At 66.9% G+C, this 19,395-nt stretch carries 14 protein-coding genes; 9 read left to right on the top strand and 5 right to left on the bottom strand.

Features of this window, described 5'->3' with window-relative positions; translation table 11 throughout:
* Positions 1–50: 50 nt before the first annotated feature.
* Together C492_RS01505 and C492_RS01500 are read right to left on the bottom strand one after the other, a co-directional pair.
* The gene (locus C492_RS01505) at positions 51–587 is read right to left on the bottom strand and encodes a DoxX family membrane protein (protein ID WP_049892602.1); all 537 of its coding nucleotides are present in this window, start codon (positions 585–587) and stop codon (positions 51–53) included.
* Positions 588–927: 340 nt separating this feature from the next.
* Complete coding sequence (locus tag C492_RS01500) at positions 928–1,593, bottom strand: FAD-dependent oxidoreductase (protein ID WP_008419852.1); 666 nt, start codon at positions 1,591–1,593, stop codon at positions 928–930.
* A gap of 134 nt (positions 1,594–1,727) precedes the next feature.
* Here C492_RS01500 and C492_RS01495 point away from each other — a divergent pair, with 134 nt between their 5' ends.
* The 4 genes from C492_RS01495 (at position 1,728) to C492_RS01480 (ending at position 9,644) form a co-directional block, all read left to right on the top strand.
* Complete coding sequence (locus C492_RS01495; protein WP_008419850.1) at positions 1,728–3,485, top strand: 2-oxoacid:acceptor oxidoreductase subunit alpha; 1,758 nt, start codon at positions 1,728–1,730, stop codon at positions 3,483–3,485.
* A complete protein-coding gene (locus tag C492_RS01490) occupies positions 3,482–4,348 on the top strand; it encodes a 2-oxoacid:ferredoxin oxidoreductase subunit beta (RefSeq protein WP_008419849.1) in 867 nt (288 codons plus the stop codon). The genes C492_RS01495 and C492_RS01490 overlap by 4 nt, the downstream gene beginning before the upstream one ends.
* 490 nt (positions 4,349–4,838) lie before the next feature.
* Positions 4,839–7,859 carry a hypothetical protein gene (locus C492_RS01485; RefSeq protein ID WP_008419847.1) on the top strand — a complete coding sequence of 1,007 codons (3,021 nt, stop codon included), beginning with the start codon at positions 4,839–4,841 and terminating at the stop codon, positions 7,857–7,859.
* A 102-nt stretch (positions 7,860–7,961) separates the two neighbouring features.
* Positions 7,962–9,644: an acyl-CoA mutase large subunit family protein gene (locus C492_RS01480; RefSeq protein WP_008419846.1), complete on the top strand. Its 1,683-nt coding sequence runs from the start codon at positions 7,962–7,964 to the stop codon at positions 9,642–9,644.
* Positions 9,645–9,659: 15 nt separating this feature from the next.
* On the opposite strand, the gene C492_RS01475 is transcribed toward C492_RS01480, so the two are convergent.
* Positions 9,660–10,103 (bottom strand): NUDIX hydrolase, encoded by a 444-nt coding sequence (locus C492_RS01475; protein ID WP_049892601.1) that lies wholly within the window; start codon positions 10,101–10,103, stop codon positions 9,660–9,662.
* Between the two features lie 218 nt (positions 10,104–10,321).
* On the opposite strand from C492_RS01475, the gene C492_RS01470 reads away from it, so the two are divergent.
* The 3 genes from C492_RS01470 to mce are packed head-to-tail and all read left to right on the top strand — an operon-like array spanning position 10,322 to position 14,302.
* On the top strand, positions 10,322–11,149 hold the full coding sequence (locus C492_RS01470) for an aldo/keto reductase (RefSeq protein ID WP_008419844.1): 828 nt from the start codon (positions 10,322–10,324) through the stop codon (positions 11,147–11,149).
* Between the two features lie 44 nt (positions 11,150–11,193).
* Positions 11,194–13,884: a PAS domain S-box protein gene (locus tag C492_RS01465; protein ID WP_008419843.1), complete on the top strand. Its 2,691-nt coding sequence runs from the start codon at positions 11,194–11,196 to the stop codon at positions 13,882–13,884.
* Positions 13,885–13,918: 34 nt separating this feature from the next.
* The gene (gene mce / locus C492_RS01460) at positions 13,919–14,302 is read left to right on the top strand and encodes a methylmalonyl-CoA epimerase (protein WP_008419842.1); all 384 of its coding nucleotides are present in this window, start codon (positions 13,919–13,921) and stop codon (positions 14,300–14,302) included.
* Between the two features lie 39 nt (positions 14,303–14,341).
* Here mce and C492_RS01455 read toward each other — a convergent pair whose 3' ends face one another.
* Complete coding sequence (locus C492_RS01455; RefSeq protein ID WP_008419841.1) at positions 14,342–14,548, bottom strand: hypothetical protein; 207 nt, start codon at positions 14,546–14,548, stop codon at positions 14,342–14,344.
* 155 nt (positions 14,549–14,703) lie between these two features.
* Between C492_RS01455 and C492_RS01450 the strand changes: the two genes are divergently transcribed.
* Positions 14,704–16,875 carry a glycoside hydrolase family 32 protein gene (locus C492_RS01450; protein ID WP_008419839.1) on the top strand — a complete coding sequence of 724 codons (2,172 nt, stop codon included), beginning with the start codon at positions 14,704–14,706 and terminating at the stop codon, positions 16,873–16,875.
* A gap of 208 nt (positions 16,876–17,083) precedes the next feature.
* Positions 17,084–17,905: a DUF7344 domain-containing protein gene (locus C492_RS01445; RefSeq protein ID WP_008419837.1), complete on the top strand. Its 822-nt coding sequence runs from the start codon at positions 17,084–17,086 to the stop codon at positions 17,903–17,905.
* A gap of 99 nt (positions 17,906–18,004) precedes the next feature.
* Here the strand turns inward: C492_RS01445 and C492_RS01440 are convergent, their stop codons facing one another.
* Positions 18,005–19,339, bottom strand: coding sequence for a glycoside hydrolase family 68 protein (locus C492_RS01440; protein ID WP_008419835.1), 1,335 nt, complete (start codon positions 19,337–19,339; stop codon positions 18,005–18,007).
* Positions 19,340–19,395 lie beyond the last annotated feature (56 nt).

Here is a 19,395-nt window from a genome sequence, read left to right as displayed (position 1 = left end):
GCCGGGAGGGCCGCGGAACGCGGCGGGCGCCGGGCGGAGCGGCTCCGAGGTCACCCGAGAACGGACCGCAGCCAGGGATGGCGCTGGACGACGTCGAGTCGCTCGAGGTACGCGTCCGCTCCGAACACCCGCCCGGCGCTGAACGCGGCGACGCTGAGGACGACGATCAGGTACTCGAACTCTCGAGTGACGACCACGCCGCTGGAGACGGTCCAGTTGCCGAGGTACACCATTCCCATCATGAAGGCACCCGACGCCGCCGCGAGCCGAGTGAACGCGCCGACGAGCAGCCCCAGACCGACGAGCAGTTCCCCCCACGGGATGGCGACGTTCACGAACTCGACCGCCAGCGGCGTCGCGCTCATCCAGTCGAACACGCCCGCGGCCGGACTCTCCGTCGATGCAGCCCCCGAGAGGTACCCCCCGGCGTCGAACGGGTCGGCGGCGGTGAGCTTCTCCCAGCCGGCGGTGAAGAACACGTATCCCATCAACAGCCTGAGAATAACGGCGAACAGTGATCTTATCGTATCTGTACGCAAGTTGATCGTAGAGTCGTCGATCCCACTCCCGAGTCGAATTTGGCTCATCGGAGCGCCGTATCCGCCGGGTAAACATAAGTTCGGTCATTTCGATTCGAGCCGTACGGGAGGGGATATGACTCATTCTATACGGTTTCGTTATAGTAACCGATCTAGATATGATATCTAATTTTTATAAGCCGAGATAACCCTTGAATCAGTCGATCGAGAAACAGATAGTCCGCGCTGCCGGCGAGCGGGTCGGTGCGCTCGAGTGCCACCGTCGGCGCGCGGACCGCGAATTCGCGGGCGGTCGTCGGTCTCTCGGAAACGTGATCGTCGCTCGAGACGCCGCGGGGACGCGTCGCTCTCGAAGTCGGAGAACGGAAGAAGTACGGCGAAGACGCGCTTACCCGAAGTTCTCGATCAGCGCCTCGTCGGAATCCCCGCCCGCGTCGTCGACCGTCTCGGCGACGACCGTGACGAAGTCGTGGAAGCCGAAGGCGTAGAGTTGACCATCCTCGAGATGATCCTCGATCGCCTCGCGCAGCCGTTCGTCGTCGTCCTCGTCGACGAGGACGACGGTCGCGCCCTCGTCCTCGAGGCGCTCGAGGCGGTCGACGTGGGCGGGCTCGTCGTCCCGGTAGACGACGACCGCGTCGTGGCCAGCGTCGCGGGCCGCCTCGGCGATCGAGACCGCGGGGCCGACGCCGGGGCCGCCCGCGACGGCGACGATATCCCGGTCGCGCTCGTAGGTGATCTCGCCGAACGGTCCCTCGACGTGGACGGTCGCGCCCGGCTCGAGGTCGGCGAGCCACGGCGAGAGGTCGCCGTCAGGGTCGACCCCGACGGTGAGTTCGAAGGTCTCGCCGACCAACGGCGAGGAGAGCGTGTAGTGGCGCGCGACGGCGTCGTCCTCGTCGGCGCCGCGCTGGTCGTCGGTCTCCGGAACCGCCCGGAGTAACACGAACTGTCCCGGCAACGGGTCGAAGTCCTCGGGTGTCTCGAGCTCGAGGGCGACGGTCCCGGGGCCGGCGTCGCGTACCGCGTCGACGGCAACTGGCGTCCCTTCCATGTGCCATCACTCCCGGGGCAGGGTCAAAAGCGGTTCCGTTCGCCCTGACCCCGACGAGGTACTCGGACTCGAGTAAGGCTCTAGGGGGGCTTTCAGAAGCCTTTTCATTTACTGGGGGCAAGGGTCTGCACAACATGGCAGAGGACCTCAACTGGGCGATCGGGGGCGAGGCCGGCGACGGCATCGACTCCACGGGCAAGATCTTCGCTCAGGCGCTCTCGCGTGCCGGGCGACACGTATTCACCTCGAAAGACTTCGCGTCTCGGATCCGCGGCGGATACACGGCCTACAAGATCCGAACGTCCGTCAACGAGGTCCAGAGCGTCGTCGACCGCCTCGACATCCTCGTCGCGCTGACCCAGCGAACGATCGACGAGAACCTGGACGAACTCCACGAGGGAAGCGCCATCATCTACGACGGCGAGCGCTCCTGGGACGCGGACATCCCCGAGGAGACCAAGGGGATCGACGTCCCGCTGAAGTCCCTGGCCGAGGACGCCGGCGGCGCGATCATGCGCAACATCGTCGCGCTGGGCGCGGCCTGCGAGATCACCGGGTTCGACGTCGAGTACCTCGACGAGTCCCTCGAGAAGCGCTTCGGCGGCAAGGGGACCCAGATCGTCGAGAACAACAAGGAGGCCGCCCGTCTGGGCCAGGAGTACGTCCAGGAGAACTACGACGTCGGCGACCTCGGCTACGACCTCGAGACCACCGACAACGACTACGTCCTGCTCAACGGCAACGAGGCGATCGGCATGGGTGCGATCGCCGCCGGCTGTCGGTTCTACGCGGGGTATCCGATCACGCCCGCGACCTCGATCATGGAGTACCTGACGGGCCGAATCGAGGACTACGGCGGCCACGTCGTCCAGGCCGAGGACGAGCTCTCCGCGATCAACATGTCGCTCGGTGCCGCCCGCGCGGGCGCGCGGTCCATGACGGCGACCTCGGGTGCGGGGATCGACCTCATGACCGAGACGTTCGGACTGGTCGCGACCAGCGAGACGCCGCTCGTCATCGCGGACGTCCAGCGCTCGGGTCCCTCGACGGGGATGCCGACCAAACAGGAGCAGGGCGACCTGAATATGGCGCTGTACGGCGGTCACGGCGAGGTGCCGCGGTTCGTCGTCGCGCCGACCTCGATCACGGAGTGTTTCTGGAAGACCGTCGAGGCGTTCAACCTCGCCGAGAAGTACCAGACGCCCGTGTTCCTCGTCTCCGACCTGGCGCTGTCGGTGACCGAGCAGACGTTCCCGCCCGAGGCGTTCGACATGGACGCGGTCGAGATCGACCGCGGGAAGCTCGTCGACGACGACGAGGTCGAGGAGTGGCTCGACGGCCAGGGTCGGTTCCGCGCCCACGCCGCGACCGAGGACGGCGTCAGCCCGCGCGCGATTCCCGGGATGACCGACGGCGCTCACATGTCCACCGGCCTCGAGCACGACGAACTCGGTCGCCGAACGGAGGAACAGGAGATCCGCGTCCAGCAGGTCGACAAGCGAAACCGCAAGGTCGAAACCGCGAAAGACGAGGAGACGTGGGACTACCGCGAGTTCGGCGACGAGAACGCGGACAACCTCGTCATCTCCTGGGGGTCGAACGAGGGTGCGCTCGTCGAAGCCCTCGAGTACCTCGAGGACGAAGGCGTCGACGTCCGCGTCATCTCGGTCCCCTACATCTTCCCGCGGCCCGACCTCACAGACGAGATCGAGGCCGCCGAGGAGACGATCGTCGTCGAGTGTAACGCGACCGGACAGTTCGCGGACGTGCTCGAACACGACGTGCTTACCCGGGTGAAACGCATCAACAAGTACACCGGCGTCCGCTTCAAGGCGGACGAACTCGCCGAAGAGATTACGACCAAACTCGCCGAGGAGGTTCCCGCACAATGAGCTCCGACGTCAGATTCACCGACTTCAAGTCCGACAAGCAGCCCACCTGGTGTCCCGGATGCGGCGACTTCGGGACGATGAACGGCATGATGAAAGCGCTGGCCGAAACCGGCAACGACCCCGACAACACGTTCGTCGTCGCCGGGATCGGCTGTTCCGGCAAGATCGGGACCTACATGCACAGCTACGCCCTTCACGGCGTCCACGGCCGTGCACTCCCGGTCGGACAGGGGGTCAAGATGTCCCGGCCCGACATCGAGGTGATGGTCGCCGGCGGGGACGGCGACGGCTACTCGATCGGCGCCGGCCACTTCGTCCACGCCGTCCGCCGGAACGTCGACATGACCTACGTCGTCATGGACAACCGCATCTACGGCCTGACGAAGGGGCAGGCCTCGCCGACCTCGCGGTCGGACTTCGAGACCTCGACGACCCCCGAGGGACCCAAACAGCCGCCGGTAAACCCGCTCGCGCTCGCGCTGGCCTCCGGGGCTTCGTTTATCGCCCAGTCCTTCGCCTCCGACGCCCTGCGCCACCAGGAGATCGTCCAGAAGGCCATCGAGCACGACGGGTTCGGCTTCGTCAACGTCTTCAGCCCCTGCGTCACGTTCAACGACGTCGACACCTACGACTACTTCCGGGACTCGCTGGTCGACCTCCAGGAGGACGAGGACCACGATCCGAACGACTACGAGGCCGCGAAGGAAGTCATCCTCGACGGCGAGAAGGAGTACCAGGGCGTGATGTACCAGGACGAAAACTCCGTTCCGTACCACGAACAACACGGCGTCACCGAGAACATGTCCGAGATTCCCGACGGCGCCCCCGAGGACGCGATGGACCTCGTCCGCGAGTTCTACTGACGCGTCGCCGTCGACCCACCTTTTCGCCGCCGCGATCGTTTCGAACGCGTCGAGACGCTGCCGCTCCATCAGCGGCGGCGCCGAACTCGTCCCGTCGATCGGCGATTCCCCCGCCGTCGGTCTCGAGTCGGGGTTTCTCGTCGTCGATCGGTTCGTCGACGGCCGCCCGACGGGGTCGTTCTCGAGGCGTTCGATCGAGGCGTTCTCCCGTCGAGAAATCGTCGACCACCCCAACGAGCGCGGTGTCAGACCGACGAACTGACGCATCCGTTTTCCCGTCCCCGGAGCGACGCCGAGACCACGGCTACCGGCGACGGACTGCTGACGTCGATCGTACTGTTATGATATCCTGAATATTTATGTTGCTGGAGTAATATTGTATCTAAAAAGACTAATCGGCGTCTGAAACCAGAAAGTACAGAATAAGATCAAGGGAAGGATAGAGATAAAAATTGCTGAGAGCAGTCAACGGAAGCGAAACAGCGAAACGGTGACACAACAAGTATACAACCGGATTACCGGGGACGGGATCGACGGCTCGCGCGAGGGAACGCTCGATCTCGACGACGACGACGAAGCGCAGCACAACCAGCGCAACCGATCGGGGTTCGCGGTCGTCCCGAAGCAAACGCTCGAGGGCGTCGCGTGTCGGATCTCGGCGAACAGCGAGGGACTGATCACGGCGTATCTGGCGACCGGGTCCGGAACCGTCCTGGAACGACAGACCGTCGCGGCGTTCGATCCCGGAGAGACGTTTACCTTCGAGAGTACACTCGAGGCCGACGAAACCTACTGGGTGCTGTGTGACGCCGTGGGCCGGCGGTTCGTTCGCGGCCGCGCCGAGGTCGAGTATCCGTTCGAAAACGACTTGCTGACGGTCACGCACGGGATCTTCGCGGGAGACGGTGCGGTATCGGACAGCTACCGGTACTGCATCGATCGGCTCGGACCGGTAGGCGGTTCGGAGCCGGCGGGCGCGATCGATCTCGGAAGCGACGATCAGGGACAGTCCTGGCGGACCCTGGTCGACCCCTCCGGCGTTCGCGTTCGCACCTCGGAGGCCGTCGACGGGCTTCGATGTCGGCTCTCCGATCGTACGGAGGACGTCTTTACGGGGTATCTGACAACCGACGAGGGCGACGTCCTGGAGCGACAGACCGTCGCGGCGTTCGACGGCGGCGACACGGTCGCGTTCGAAACCGAACTCGAGGCCGACGAAGCGTACCGGGTCGTCTTCGACGCCCGCGGACGGAGCTACGTTCGCGGACGTGCCGCGATCGAGTATCCCGTCGAGTCCGACCGCCTGAACGTCACGCACGGCATCTACGGCGGCGATGAGCGATCGGACGACTACCGCTACTGCATCGATCGGATCCTGCCCGGCGGCGCTCGAACCCGCTCGCCGAGCGGTTCCGGCGACGACGGGGAATCCGACGACGGGGACGCGGACACCCTCGAGCTCGGGGCCGACGAGGAGGCCCAGTCCTGGAACTCGCTGGCCGACCCCTCCGGCGTTCGGTTCCGAACCGACGCGGACGTCGGCGACGTAACCTGCCGGCTCTCGGCCGAAACCGGGGGCGTCACGACGGCGATGTTGACCGACGACGCCGGCGAGGTCCTCGAGGAGGTGTCGATCGCCGACCTCGAGGCCGGCGAGGCCTACCGCGTGGTCTGCGACGCCGACGGCGAGAGCTACGTTCGCGGGCGGACCGAGATCGAGTACCCGATCGGTAACGACCTTCTCGAGGCGACCCACGGCATCTACAGCACCGGCTACGAGTCCGAGAGCTACCGCTACTGCGCCGATCGGATCACCGCCGAGAGCGGCGAGGCGCCGTCCGACGGCGAAGGGGCCCCGGACGAACCCGCGGTGCCCGCACTGGAACTCGGGGACGACGAGGAGGGCCAGTCCTGGGGCTCGCTCGACGACCGCTCCGGCGTTCGCCTGCTCGCGACCGAGTCGACGGACGCCCTCGAGTGTCGCCTCTCCACGGAGACTGCGGGACTCACTACGGCGTATCTCACCGACGACGCCGGCGAGGTCCTCGCGGAGCGTTCGATCGTCGACCTCGAGGCCGGCGACACGTTCGTTCTCGTCGGCGATCTCGAAGCCGAGACGGCCTATCGCGTGGTCTGCGACGCCGACGGCGAGAGCTACGTTCGCGGACGGACCGAGATCGAGTACCCGATCGAAAGCGACGCGCTCGAGGCGACTCACGGCATCTACGGCGGCGATCTCGAGTCCGAGAGCTACCGCTACTGTCTCGACCGGATCGAGCCGACCGAACCGGTAGAGAGCGAGTCCGCGACCGAGCCCGTTCCGACGTCGTCCGCGTCGACCCACGGGCTCATGGCCGAGCTAACGACCCGACCCGACGACGTGACGACGGTCGACGTGACCGCAGAGCCGTCGATCGACGAGAACGGCGATCTATCCGCCGAGATCCTCGCCTTCCTCGATTCGCGAGATCGTGTCAACCACGAGTTCGTCCTGCCGATGGGGAGTTACACGTGGAACACCGAGTTCGTCGTCTTCGACCCGATCGAGTACCTCGAGATCAGGGGCGAACCGCGGGCGACCCTCGAGATCCGCGATCACGGCGTCGGTATCGCGTTCCTGTTCGGTCGGTGGGCGACCGACGACCCGCCGAAACACGTCGCCCTCCGGAACCTCGACGTCGACATCGACGACCGGAGCGAGCGCGACGCCGGGCTGATCAGCGCCCACGTCGGCCGGTGCCTGATCGACAACGTCGAACTCGTCGGCGAACGCTGGCGGCACGGACCGCAGGGCGGCGACCGCTACACCTGCATGATCAACACCCGCGATCCGGGCGCGCTCTCACTGATCCGCAACCTGGGGCTGCCCGACGGCGAGGTCGTCGACTCGAGCCAGCCGTCGGTCGGTCACTCGATCGGCTGCAGCGCCGACCCGCCTCACCAGGGGATCAACATCTGGGACCGGTGTTACATCGAGGACTACGTGGACAACGGCATCTACGTTCGAAACAGCGACGGCGATAACGTCGTCGAACACAGCATAACGGTCAACTGTGGCAACGGGAACATCCGGCTCGGTGCGGCCGATCAGGCCCGCGACTGTAAGATCCTCCTCGACCGCGGCTCCGACCGGACGTACCCCGGCGCAGGACTCTGGCTCAACGGCGGGAAAGCGATCGCCGAGCGGATCGAGATCGACGGCAGCGACGCCCAGAACGACGTCGTCCGAATCAACAGTGACGCCGACGGCGGACACATCAAGGGACTCGACCTGTTCTGCGGTCCGGACGTTCAGGCGCCCGCGATCCGCTGTACGGAGACGAGCACGACGACAAACCTCGGGCTGCTCATCGAGGACTTCGAGGTCGAAGACCTCTCCACCGCCGCCGGCGGGAGCGTTCGAGTCCAGCGGTCCGACGTCACGCTCAAGGACGGCGTCGTCGACGCGTCCTACCGCCCGGCGCTGACCGGCTACGACAACCCGGACCTCGAGGACGTCGACCTGTCCTGAACCGAGAACGCGTTCCGTACCGCTTCGTTCTCCGCCGCTCCGGTGGCCGTTTCGAGTGCGACTCGAAAAGGTTGAAGCCACCGCCGCCCGACGGTAATGATAATGTTCGATCCCGAGGAACTCGAGGAGATCCGCGAGAGCCGCGAGGAGTGGCACGAGGAGGAGGTCGAGCCGGTGCTCGAGCGCTTCGGCGAGCGCAAGGATCGGTTCACGACCGACACGGGCGGCCAGGAGGTCGACCGACTCTACACGCCCGCGGACGTCGATGGCCTCGACTACCAGGACGATCTGGGCAACCCCGGCCAGCCGCCGTACACCCGCGGGGTGTACTCGACGGGCTACCGCGGTCGGCTGTGGACGATGCGCCAGTACGCCGGGTTCTCGACGCCCGAGGACACCAACGAGCGCTACCACTACCTGCTCGATCAGGGCCAGACCGGGCTCTCGATGGCGTTCGACCTGCCGACCCAGATGGGCTACGACTCCGACGACGCGATGGCCGCCGGCGAGGTCGGGAAGGCGGGCGTCGCGATCGACTCGCTGGCCGACATGGAGACCGTCTTCGACGGCATCCCGTTAGACGAGGTCTCGACCTCGATGACGATCAACGCGCCCGCGTCCGTACTGCTGGCGATGTACATCGCGGTGGGCGACCAGCAAGGCGTCGACCGCGGGGAGCTTCGGGGGACGATCCAGAACGACCTCCTGAAGGAGTACATCGCGCGCAACACCTACATCTACCCGCCCGAGCCGTCGATGCGGATCATCACGGACATCTTCGAGTTCTGTGCCGAGGAAACCCCGAAGTTCAACACGATTTCGATCTCGGGATACCACATCCGCGAGGCCGGCTCCACCGCGGCCCAGGAGCTGGCCTTCACGCTGGGCAACGGTATCCAGTACGTCGAGGCCGCGCTCGAGGCCGGACTGGACGTCGACGACTTCGCTCCGCGCCTTTCCTTTTTCTTCAACGGCCACAACAACATCTTCGAGGAGGTCGCGAAGTTCCGGGCGGCCCGTCGGATGTGGCACGACATCATGGAGGAGCGATTCGACGCGGACGATCCGAAATCGAAACAGCTGAAGTTCCACACCCAGACCGCGGGCTCGATGCTGACCGCCCAGCAGATCGAGAACAACGTCGTTCGAGTGGCCTACCAGGCGCTCGCGGCCGTCCTCGGGGGTACCCAGTCGCTACACACCAACGGAAAGGACGAGGCGCTGGCCCTGCCGACCGAGGAGTCGGTCCGAACCGCGCTGCGGACCCAGCAGATCCTCGCCCACGAGTCCGGCGCCGCCGACACGATCGATCCGCTGGCGGGCAGCTACTACGTCGAGTCCCTGACCGACGAGGTCGAAGAAGACGCCTACGAGATCTTAGAGGAGGTCGACGACCGGGGCGGGATGCTCGAGGCCGTCGAACAGCAGTGGGTCCAACGCCAGATCCAGGACACCGCCTTCGAGCGCCAGCGCGAGATCGAGGAGAAAGAGCGCGTCATCGTCGGCGTCAACGAGTTCGAGGTCGACGAGGACCCCGAGATGGACGTCGAGGAGGTCACCGAGGAGGACGAACGCCGACAGGTCGACCACCTCGAGTCGGTCCGCGAGGATCGCGACGGCGAGGCCGTCGACGCCGCCCTCGAGGCGCTGCGGGACGCCGCGCGGGGCGAGCAGAACGTCATGCCGTACATCGTCGACGCGGTGAAGGTCTACGCGACGGTCGGCGAGATCTGTAACGTCTTCCGCGAGGAGTTCGGCGAGTACCAGCCCGGCAGCGCCGTGTAGCCGGGGTCGGGCGGGCTACTGGCGCGGTACGGTCGACTCGAGGCGATCGACGTAGTCGTCGAGCGAGAGGGCGAACTCCCGGCTCGCCGGGAGTTCCCGCCAGGCGTACTCGAACTCCATCCCCCGCTCCTCGCCCTCGCCGGTAACGACGTGGGTCCAGGCGTCGCGGTCCTCCTCGACGGAGACGCGAAAGAAGTGACGGCGGTAGAGCTTCGGCGGCGAGAGCCGACGCACCCAGACGTCCTCGGCCAGGCGCGTGATCGACCCCAACTCGGTGAGCCCGCTCTCCTCCGCGACCTCCCGGCGCAGCGCCTCGCGGGGCGACTCGCCGGGCTCGATCGTCCCCTTCGGGACCTGCAGGCCGTCGTGGCCGTCAGCCTCGAACGTGAGCAACTCGCGACCGTTTCTGGTGATGTACGCACAGACCTTGGGGACGCACGGCACCTCTGTTCCAACCATATCACGATTCTTTACGACCGTCCATAAAACTCTTTGGAGGTTTGAACCTAGACCACTATATATTCCTAAAGAGCTCCGATTAGGCTAGAGTCGCGGCAATAATTCGAATCAAGGATATCGAACGGCACGGAGTCGACACGGTCGAAGGGACGACGCCCGCGGCCGACCTTGCGGGCGAGCAGTGGAAACTGAAGCCCGTCGACGCCGAACGGGCGACCGTGATCGACAGCTCCACTATCGACGCCGGAAACGCGGCGATTCCGGCGCTCGGGTTCGGCACCGCGCGAATGACCGGCGAGGAGTGTCGCCGCGCGGTCGCGGCCGCGCTCGAGGCCGGCTACCGCCATCTCGACACCGCTCAGCTGTACGACAACGAGAACGCCGTCGGCGACGCGCTCGCGGCGAGCGACGTGCCCCGCGAGGACGTCTTCGTCGTGACCAAGCTCGATACGGACAACCTCGCTCGCGATGCCGTCCTCGAGTCGACCCGCCGAAGCTGCGAGCGGCTTGGACTCGAGACGATCGACCTCCTCCTGATCCACGCTCCGCGCGATCAGACGCCCCTCGAGGAGACGCTGGGAGCGATGAACGAACTGCAGGCGGGAGGACGGGTCGACCACGTCGGGGTCAGCAACTTCTCGGTCGAGCAACTCGAGCGCGCCCGGGAGCTGTCGGAAACGCCGATCGTCGCCAATCAGGTGAAGTACCATCCCTACAACCGCCAGGACGAGCTGGTGTCGTACTGTGCCGACAACGACGTCTGCCTGACCGCTTACAGCCCGCTGGCGGCGGGCGCCGTCGTCGGCGACGACCGCCTCGCCGAGATCGGCGAGCGCTACGGGAAGTCGGCGTCCCAGGTCGCGCTCCGCTGGCTGCTCCAACAACCCGCCGTGGCGGCGATCCCGAAGGCCGCGAGCCCCGAGCACGTCGCGGCCAACGCCGACGTCTTCGACTTCGAGCTCTCGCCGACGGAGATGCGGCGGGTGTTCGAGCTGACGGATCCGCGACTCACCGCCCGGATCGCGTCGCTGCTCGGGCTCGACTAACGATCGGACAAGCACTTATGCGGCTCACCCGTTACTGAACGGCTATGAGCGACGGTGTGGGGGGACCCGGCGACCGAACCCGGGACGACGCGTCCGGGGGATCGCTCGAGCAGTATCGAACGGTGATGAACGCGATCGACGACGGGATCTACCGACTCGACGCCGACGGTCGAATCGTCGCGGTCAACGACGCCGTCCTCGAGCAGACGGGATACGACCGCCGGGACCTGCTCGGCGAACACCTCTCGGTCCTCGTCGGCGAGGACGACGTCGCCCGCCTCGAGCGGGAACTGGACGAGCGCCTCGAGACGGGCGTCGATCGGGACGCGACGTTCGACCTGGCGATCGAGACAGCCGACGGCGATCGCATCCCCTGCGAGGTTCGGTTCAGCGTCCTCGAGGCCGACGGCGAGTTCGACGGCGTCATCGCCGTCGCCCGGGACGTCGACGAGGAGACCGAACGGGACCGACTGGACTCGATCTGGGAGACCTACGAGTCGATCTCGTCGGTCATCGACGAGGCCGACGTCGGCGTGTTCGTCCTCGACGAGTCGTCCGACGTCGTCTGGGCCGACGAGACCGTCGAAACGTACTTCGGCGTGGATCGCGGCGACGTTATCGGCCGGGACAAACGGGCCGTCGTCGAGGAGACGATTCGCGACCGTCTCGCGGATCCCGAGGAGTTCGCGGAGACCGTACTGGCGACCGACGACGACGCGGCCGTCGAACAGTTCGAGTTTCGGGTCGCGGACGGCCCCGACCGGGAGGCGCGCTGGCTCGAGCACCGGAGCAAGCCGATCGAGTCCGGACGGTACGCCGGCGGCCGCGTCGAGCTGTACTACGACGTCACCGACCGAAAGCGGTCCGAGCAGGCACACCAGGAGAGCGAACAGCGGTTCCGGTCGCTCGTCGACGCGGTCGACGAGTACGCGATCTTCAGGCTCGACGCCGACGGGCGCGTCGTCAGCTGGAACGAGGGGGCGAAACGGATCAAGGGGTACGAGTCGTCGGCGATCGTCGGCGAGCACTTCTCGACGTTCTACACCGACGGCGACAGGGCCGACGGCGTCCCCGAGCGAAACCTCGAGCGGGCGAGAGCCGAGGGAACCGCCGAGGACGAGGGGTGGCGGGTCCGCGCGGACGGCTCGCGGTTCTGGGCGAACGTGACGATCACGGCGATCAGGGAGGACGGCGAGCTCCGAGGGTACGCGAAGGTGACCCGCGACATGACCGAGCGCCGGGAGCGCGAACAGCAGCTCCAACGCGAGCGGGACCTGACCGAACGGATCCTCGAGACGAGCCCGGTCGGGATCGCGGTCGTCGACCCCGACGGGGTGACCAGTCGGGCCAACGAACGGATGACGGCCCTGCTCGGCATCTCGCCGGACGAGTCCTCGGGAGACGCCGCGGGCCAGCGAGAGATGTACGACGCCGAGGGGCGACCGCTCCCGGTCGAGGAGCGGCCGGCAGCCCGAGTCTTCGAGACCGGCGAGCCCGTCTACGACCGAGAGATCCGCCTGGATCGGGCCGACGGATCGCGGCGGTGGCTGTCGATAAACGCCGCGCCGATCGACACCGACGGGAAACCGGTCGAGCAGGTCGTCGTCACCGCGACGGAGATCACCGACCTGAAGGAGCTGGCCAAGCGCCGCAAGCAGGAACTCGAGGATCGGGAGAGCGAGCTGGCGGCCGTCCGGCTCGCGACGAACCTGCTCGAGACCGGCGACCGCCCCGTCGACGAGCTGCTCGCGGAGTTCGTCTCGGAGCTGCCTCGGGCGTTTCGGTACGCCGACCGAATCGCGACGCAAGTCTCGGTCGGCGATCACGAGGCGGTCACGGACGGCCGCGACTCCTTCGAACGCCGGATTACCACCCGCACTAGCACGGCGAGCGGAACGCCGATTCGGATCGACGTCGGCTTCGTCGAACCCCCGCCGGAGGACGAGCCGGAGCCGTTCATCGACGAGGAGCGGGACCTGATCGACACGCTCGCGACGTTGATGAAGTTTCACTTCGAGCGACGGGAGTACATCGACGAGCTCCGGGCGGAGACCCGACGCCTCGAGCAGTTCGCGTACGCGGCCTCCCACGATCTTCAGGAGCCCCTGCGGATGGTCTCCAGCTACCTCCAGCTCGTCGATCGGCGCTACGCCGACGCGCTCGACGACGACGGTCGGGAGTTCCTCGGGTTCGCCCTCGAGGGCGCCGAGCGCATGCGCGAGATGATCGACGGGCTGCTCGCCTACGCCAGGGTCAAGACGCGGGGTGGTCCGCTGGAACGGGTCGACCTCGACGCCGTCTTCGAGGACGTCTGTTCGGACCTCGAGATGCGCATCGCGGCCACGAACGCCGACGTCTCCGCGGAGCCGCTGCCGGCGGTCGCGGGCGACGAGAGCCAGCTCCGACAGCTGTTCCAGAACCTGCTCGAGAACGCGATCGAGTACAGCGACGACACCCCCCGAATCCGCGTCTCGGCCGAGCGACGCGAGTCGGAGTGGGTCGTTTCGGTCAGCGACGACGGGATCGGGATCGAGCCCGAGGAGCGCGACCAGATCTTCGAGATGTTCCAGCGGCTCCACAGCCGCGAGGATCACGACGGCGCCGGGATCGGGCTCGCGCTCTGCGAGCGGATCGTCGAGCGCCACGGCGGCGAGATCTGGGTCGACTCCGAGCCTGACGAGGGGTCGACGTTCTCGTTTACGCTGCCGGCGGTCGACGCCTCGCCGGAAGAGTAACACTCTCCGTCCGGCGGGCCGAACCCCCCGCTCGATGCACATCGACCACGCGGGGATCGCGACCGACGACGCCGCGGGGCTGGCGGCGCTGTACGGCGACCTGTTCGGCCTCGAGATCGCCCACGAGGAGGAGTTCGACGGAATGAACGTCGTCTTTCTCGACTGCGGGAACTGCTACCTCGAGCTGCTCGAGCCCCTCGAGGGCGGCACGATCGCCCGGTATCTCGAGGACGGCGGCGCGGGGATCCACCACCTCGCGCTCGCGACCGACGACATCGACGCCGCGCTCGAGACCGCCCGCGAGCACGACGTCGCCCTCGTCGACGAGGAACCTCGACCCGGCGCGTGGGGACACTCGGTCGCCTTCCTCCACCCGAAGGACACGGGCGGGATCCTGATCGAGTTCGTCGAGCACTGAGGCGACGACGTTCGGTTCGACGCGGACGATCGACCCGGCCTACCGGAGTCGGCGGACCACGCGCAACAGAAGCGACGTCGCGGTTCCGATCCCGGGGACGCGCGTCGACAGCGCCGCGGCCGCGAGCAACAGCAGTCCGCTCTTGGGTCGCCCGCGGGCGAACGCCAGCCCCGCGTCGATCACCGTCGAGACGATACTGAGCTTGTTCGCCGACGAGCCGCCGGATCCTGCGTTAGTAGTCGACATCGTAGCCGTCCTAGGCGAGCCGCAAAGAAATACTCCACCCTTGCTGCCCGACCGGAACTCGAGCCGCGGGTCGTCGACGCGGCCGCCCTCGTCGACCGACGCCGATCGGGTCCACGTCGGCAGTCCTATTACGATCCGACGACGCGTTTCGGGGGATGAGCGAATCAGCGGAGACCGTGGGGTTCCTGGTCGCCGGCGAGCCCTCCCCGGAGCAGCGCGTCGCACTCGAGCGGTGCGAGGCGGCCGGAATCGACGTCGAGACGATCGCGCTCGCCGCCGTCGACGACGCCCGGCTCTCGGGGTACGACGCCCTCTGGTGGCACCGCGCGGAGCCGCTCGAGGCGGTCGGGGTCGGGGCGATCGAGGACGTCCGCGCCCCGCTCGAGGCACACCTCGCGGACGGCGGCGGCCTGTTGCTCTCGCTGCGGGCGCTCGAGGCCGTTCCGGCCCTCGGGATCGACCCCGTCGAGCCCGACGTCGCGGGCCTCGAGGCGGAGCCCCCCGCCGGACTGCTCTGCAGGTCGGCGTTCGCCGACCGCCCGGTCTTCGACGGGTTCGATGAGCTGCGGGTCGCAACCCGGGCGCCCGAGGGCGAGCAGCCCTGCGCACGCTACGAGCGCGTCCTGCCCGAACGGGGCGCCGTCCTCGCGAGCACGCTCCGCGCCGACCGCGAGGCGCCCGCCGAGCCCGCCCTGTTCGGCTGGCGGGTCGGCGACGGCGACGTCGCCGGGCTCGGAACCGGAATCCAGTTCGACGGTCCCGCACCCGAGGCGGCCACACGCAATCGGGAGCGACTCCTCGAGAACCTGCTCGGGGTTCTGGCCGCGGACGACGAGCGCCTGCTCGAGCACGAACCCAAGAGCGCGGCCGCGCTGTCGGCCGCCCGCGAGCGACTCGCGGACGACCACCACCGGCCCCGGTACCACGTCTCGCCGCCCGAGAACTGGCTCAACGACCCGAACGGGCTCCTCGAGTGGAACGGGACCTACCACGTCTTCTACCAGTACAACCCCGCGGGACCACACCACGGGACGATCCACTGGGGCCACGCGGTCAGCGACGACCTGGTGACCTGGGAGGACCGCCCGATCGCGCTGACGCCCTCGCCCGACGGCCCCGACCGGGACGGCTGCTGGTCGGGCTGTGCGGTCGACGTCGACGGCACCGCGAAGATCGTGTACACGGGCGGACACGGCGACGTCCAGTTGCCGTGTCTGGCGACCGCAACCGACGACGACCTCGTCGACTGGGAGAAACACCCCGAAAACCCGGTCATCAGGTCGGTCCCCGTCGACCCGCCGCTGCGCTCGACCGAGCACTGGCGGGCCGAGTTCCGCGATCACAACGTCTGGCGCGAGGACGGCATCTGGCACCACCTCATCGGCTCCGGGATCGAGGACGGGGGCGGGACGGCGCTGTTGTACACCAGCGAGGGCGACGAGATGGTCGACTGGACCTACCGGGGGCCGATCCTGACCGGCGAGCCCGATCGCGACGGCGCCATGTGGGAGTGTCCGGAGCTGCTCGACCTCGGCGAGAAGCAGCTGCTGCACGTCTCGAACTACGAGGAGGTGCGGTACTACCTCGGCGAGTACGCCGACCGATCGTTCGACGTCGAGCGAGACGGGCTCCTCGACCACGGCGCGTTCTACGCCCCGCAGTCGCTGCGTGACGACGGCGACGACCGGTGGCTCACCTGGGGCTGGATCAAACCCGACCGCAGTCCGGCGGCCCAGTGGGACGCCGGCTGGGCCGGCACCCTGTCGCTCCCGAGACGGATCGACCTCGACGACGAGGGGCGGCTCCGACAGCGACCCGCCGCCGAGCTGACGGCGCTTCGCGAGGACCGGGCGTACGCGGACTCGCCGACCCTCGCGGACGAACGGCGGGAGCTGGCGTTCGCCGGGCGCTCGTTCGAGCTCCGGGCCGAGATCCGCCTCGAGGACGCCGCGGAGTGTGGCCTGGCGGTTCGGCGCTCGCCCGACGGCGAGGAGGAGACGCTGCTGCGGTACACCCGCGAGAGCGACCTCGTCGTCGACCGCGCGGCGTCGACGACCGATCACCGCGCCTCGAGCGACCCGATCTCGATGCCCGTCACCCCGGTCGACGAGAGCCTGTCCCTGCGCCTGTTCGTCGACGGCTCCGTCCTCGAGGTCTTCGCGAACGAGCGCCACTGCCTGTCGACCCGGATCTTCCCGACCCGATCCGACAGCGACGGCGTCTCGCTGTACGCCGCCGACGGGCGAGCCGTCTTCGAGGACCTCGAGTGCTGGACGATGGGGTCGGCCTGGCCGGCGGTGGGCGACTCGAGTCCGGAACGAAACTGAACACAGGGCTCGAGCGTGGGTCGGTGGCAGTCCGAATCCGGAGTCGCCGTCTCGAGTGTGGGTCGGTCGATCCGGTACCTCGACGGACTTATTGAGCATTGAGGGGAGATAAGATAACTACTACCGAACATTGATAGACTACAATTCAATAATCGTACGTTTGGAATGAGGCCTCCTATTTATTGCCACCTAGGAGTATTCACTGGTAATGGACTCGCAGGACGAAGAGTTGATTCGCCTCCTTACAGATAGCACGAACCGAGCGATTTTGACCGTTCTCAACGAGGCCTCTCACGGGCTCTCTGTGACGGAGGTTGCTACCCGCCTCATCTCGGAGAACGGAAAAGAGCTCGAGCAGATGACCATCTCACTCCATCACAACTATCTTCCCCGGCTTGTGGAGGCAGGGCTGATCACGTACGACCGCGGTGAAAACATCGTCACTGAGAGGAACGGTACGACAAGTACCGCCGAGTGGATGGACACAGACGTCCTCAACGAACTGATCTCACGGTTTCGGACGGGACACAGGACAGACGAAAGTACCGTTGGACGCCTCGAAGGTCGCGAAGATGTGTACGACTACTGCCGAGGGTTGGCCGAGAGAGCCGAAGACGAACTGTTTCTGATTTACGCCTCCGACGAACTGCTCGATAAGGAGTGTCTCCCGTATGCGGAGAGGGCTATTGAGCGGGGTGTCGAGTTTCACGCCGGGACGAAAAACGAAGATGCACGGGAGTTCTTTCGAGAGTATCTGCCAGAAGCGACGATCTGGGACCCACAGATGGATTGGATGTACCAACAGGCGAGCTACCCCAAGGTAAGCCGTCTGATTGTCGCTGATCGGGAGAAAGTCGCGGTCGGCCTCTGGAACGAAGATGCAGATGGAACGAGAACGGAGATCGCGATGGTCGGCGAGGGAAAGACCAATCCGCTGGTAGTCCTTATCCGTGAACTGCTTGGTCCTCGATTGGATCATCTCGATTACCAGAGTGACGAGTTCCTCGAAGGTCTACCGTTCGAAACCTAACCACCCGTCTCTACTGTGGGAGAGGAATCGATACTATCTTCACCAGTATGCAACGGCCGTTTCACATCCCTCTCGGATCCCCGAAACCGCCACGGCCGACTACTGATACCCGCCCGCGTCGGCGTCGACCCGATACGACGACAGCAGCGGCGGGAGCGCTTCGCGAGGCAGCGGCAGGTGGCCGTGATCGAGCGCGCCCAGCACCCGCGTCTCGGTGCCGTCGACGCCCAGCCGGACCGTCGGCGCGAGGGTGCCACCGAACCGGCGCTGCTGTTCCTCGTCGGGGAGTCCCGCCACGTCGTCGAGCGAGAGCCCGCGCAGGTCGTAGTAGTTGAAGAAGCTGGTGACCAGCACCTCCTCGTCGTGGGGGTAGGCCAGCCAGGAGTAGGTCTGGAACGGCGCGCTCTCGGGGTTGGTCAGCACGAGTCCCGATTCGTTCAGGGGGACGTACTCGCCGCGCAGCGAGTCCGCGACGAAGCCGTAGAGCGCGTCGTACCCCTCGAGCCCCTCGGCGAAGGTGTGCTCGTGACTCGAGAGGAAGAGGTAGTACCGGCCGTCCCGGACGACGACGTGGGGCCGTTCGAGCTCCTGGTTGGTGCCGACGCCCTCGAGGATCGGCGACTCGAGCTCCCAGTCGGTCGGATCGCCCGACGGCGAGACGGCCAGTCCGACGCTGCCGTTGAACTCGAGGTGTTCGGGGTCGCCCTCGAAGCGCTCCTCGCGTTCGGGGTCGGGGATCGGCGTGTTGGCCTCGAACAGCAGGCAGGTCTCGCCCGTCGCCGGATCCTCGAAGAACCAGGGGTCGCGGAAGGTGTAGATCATCCCCCGGGACTGCTCCTCGCGCTCGTACTCGGCGCCGTCGGGCTCGAGCAACACCTCGTGGTCGAACGGCCCCGAGATCTCGAGGCCGTCGCCGTCGGTCTCGACGGCGCCGCCGGCGCCGACCGCGATCCGCTGAGTGTAGGTCAACTCCGTCTCGCCGCGGGCGCCCGAGGCGGTGTAGTAGAGGTAGAGTCGACCGTCCTCGCCGTCCTCTGCCGCGGCCCCGCTGCGGTCGTAGAGCGCCGAGCCGGCCCACTGGCGCGAGCCGAACGCGGCGCCCTCCTCGAAGACCCTGCCGCCGCAGGTCCACTCGCGGCCGTCCCGCGAATAGAAGTACCGGATCGTCGCCACGTCGTGGCGTTTGCCCGGCAGCAACTCGGCGGGGGCCGTCAGCGAGAGAATAACGCGGTAGCCGTCGATCTCGGCGACCGAGCCGTCCCGATCACGGAGGAACCACGTGTCCCAGACGTGGAGGTCCGGATCGACGTCTTCCGCGGGCGGGTAGACGACCGGCGCCACCGCCCTCTCGCCGCGCCGGATCGCGGCCGCCTGCGATCGCGTCCACCGCGAGATCGACCGCCCCGGTCGATCGTTCCCTGGATCGTCGTGCATGCCGTAGCGTCCGCAACTGCACAAGAAAAGCGGTTCGGCTTCGGAGCCGGGTCGCG

It is taken from the genome of Natronococcus jeotgali DSM 18795 (assembly GCF_000337695.1).
Classification (GTDB): domain Archaea; phylum Halobacteriota; class Halobacteria; order Halobacteriales; family Natrialbaceae; genus Natronococcus; species Natronococcus jeotgali.
The sequence above is the reverse complement of the archived record's forward strand: the minus strand, read 5'-3'. Positions and strand labels throughout refer to the sequence as shown.

Excerpts from the sequence above, each read along its gene's own strand:
- C492_RS01505 (WP_049892602.1), bottom strand. The coding sequence starts at position 587 with ATGAGCCAAATTCGACTCGGGAGTGGGATCGACGACTCTACGATCAAC.
- C492_RS01500 (WP_008419852.1), bottom strand. The coding sequence starts at position 1,593 with ATGGAAGGGACGCCAGTTGCCGTCGACGCGGTACGCGACGCCGGCCCC.
- C492_RS01495 (WP_008419850.1), top strand. The coding sequence starts at position 1,728 with ATGGCAGAGGACCTCAACTGGGCGATCGGGGGCGAGGCCGGCGACGGC.
- C492_RS01490 (WP_008419849.1), top strand. The coding sequence starts at position 3,482 with ATGAGCTCCGACGTCAGATTCACCGACTTCAAGTCCGACAAGCAGCCC.
- C492_RS01480 (WP_008419846.1), top strand. The coding sequence starts at position 7,962 with ATGTTCGATCCCGAGGAACTCGAGGAGATCCGCGAGAGCCGCGAGGAG.
- C492_RS01475 (WP_049892601.1), bottom strand. The coding sequence starts at position 10,103 with ATGGTTGGAACAGAGGTGCCGTGCGTCCCCAAGGTCTGTGCGTACATC.
- C492_RS01465 (WP_008419843.1), top strand. The coding sequence starts at position 11,194 with ATGAGCGACGGTGTGGGGGGACCCGGCGACCGAACCCGGGACGACGCG.
- mce (WP_008419842.1), top strand. The coding sequence starts at position 13,919 with ATGCACATCGACCACGCGGGGATCGCGACCGACGACGCCGCGGGGCTG.
- C492_RS01455 (WP_008419841.1), bottom strand. The coding sequence starts at position 14,548 with ATGTCGACTACTAACGCAGGATCCGGCGGCTCGTCGGCGAACAAGCTC.
- C492_RS01450 (WP_008419839.1), top strand. The coding sequence starts at position 14,704 with ATGAGCGAATCAGCGGAGACCGTGGGGTTCCTGGTCGCCGGCGAGCCC.
- C492_RS01445 (WP_008419837.1), top strand. The coding sequence starts at position 17,084 with ATGGACTCGCAGGACGAAGAGTTGATTCGCCTCCTTACAGATAGCACG.
- C492_RS01440 (WP_008419835.1), bottom strand. The coding sequence starts at position 19,339 with ATGCACGACGATCCAGGGAACGATCGACCGGGGCGGTCGATCTCGCGG.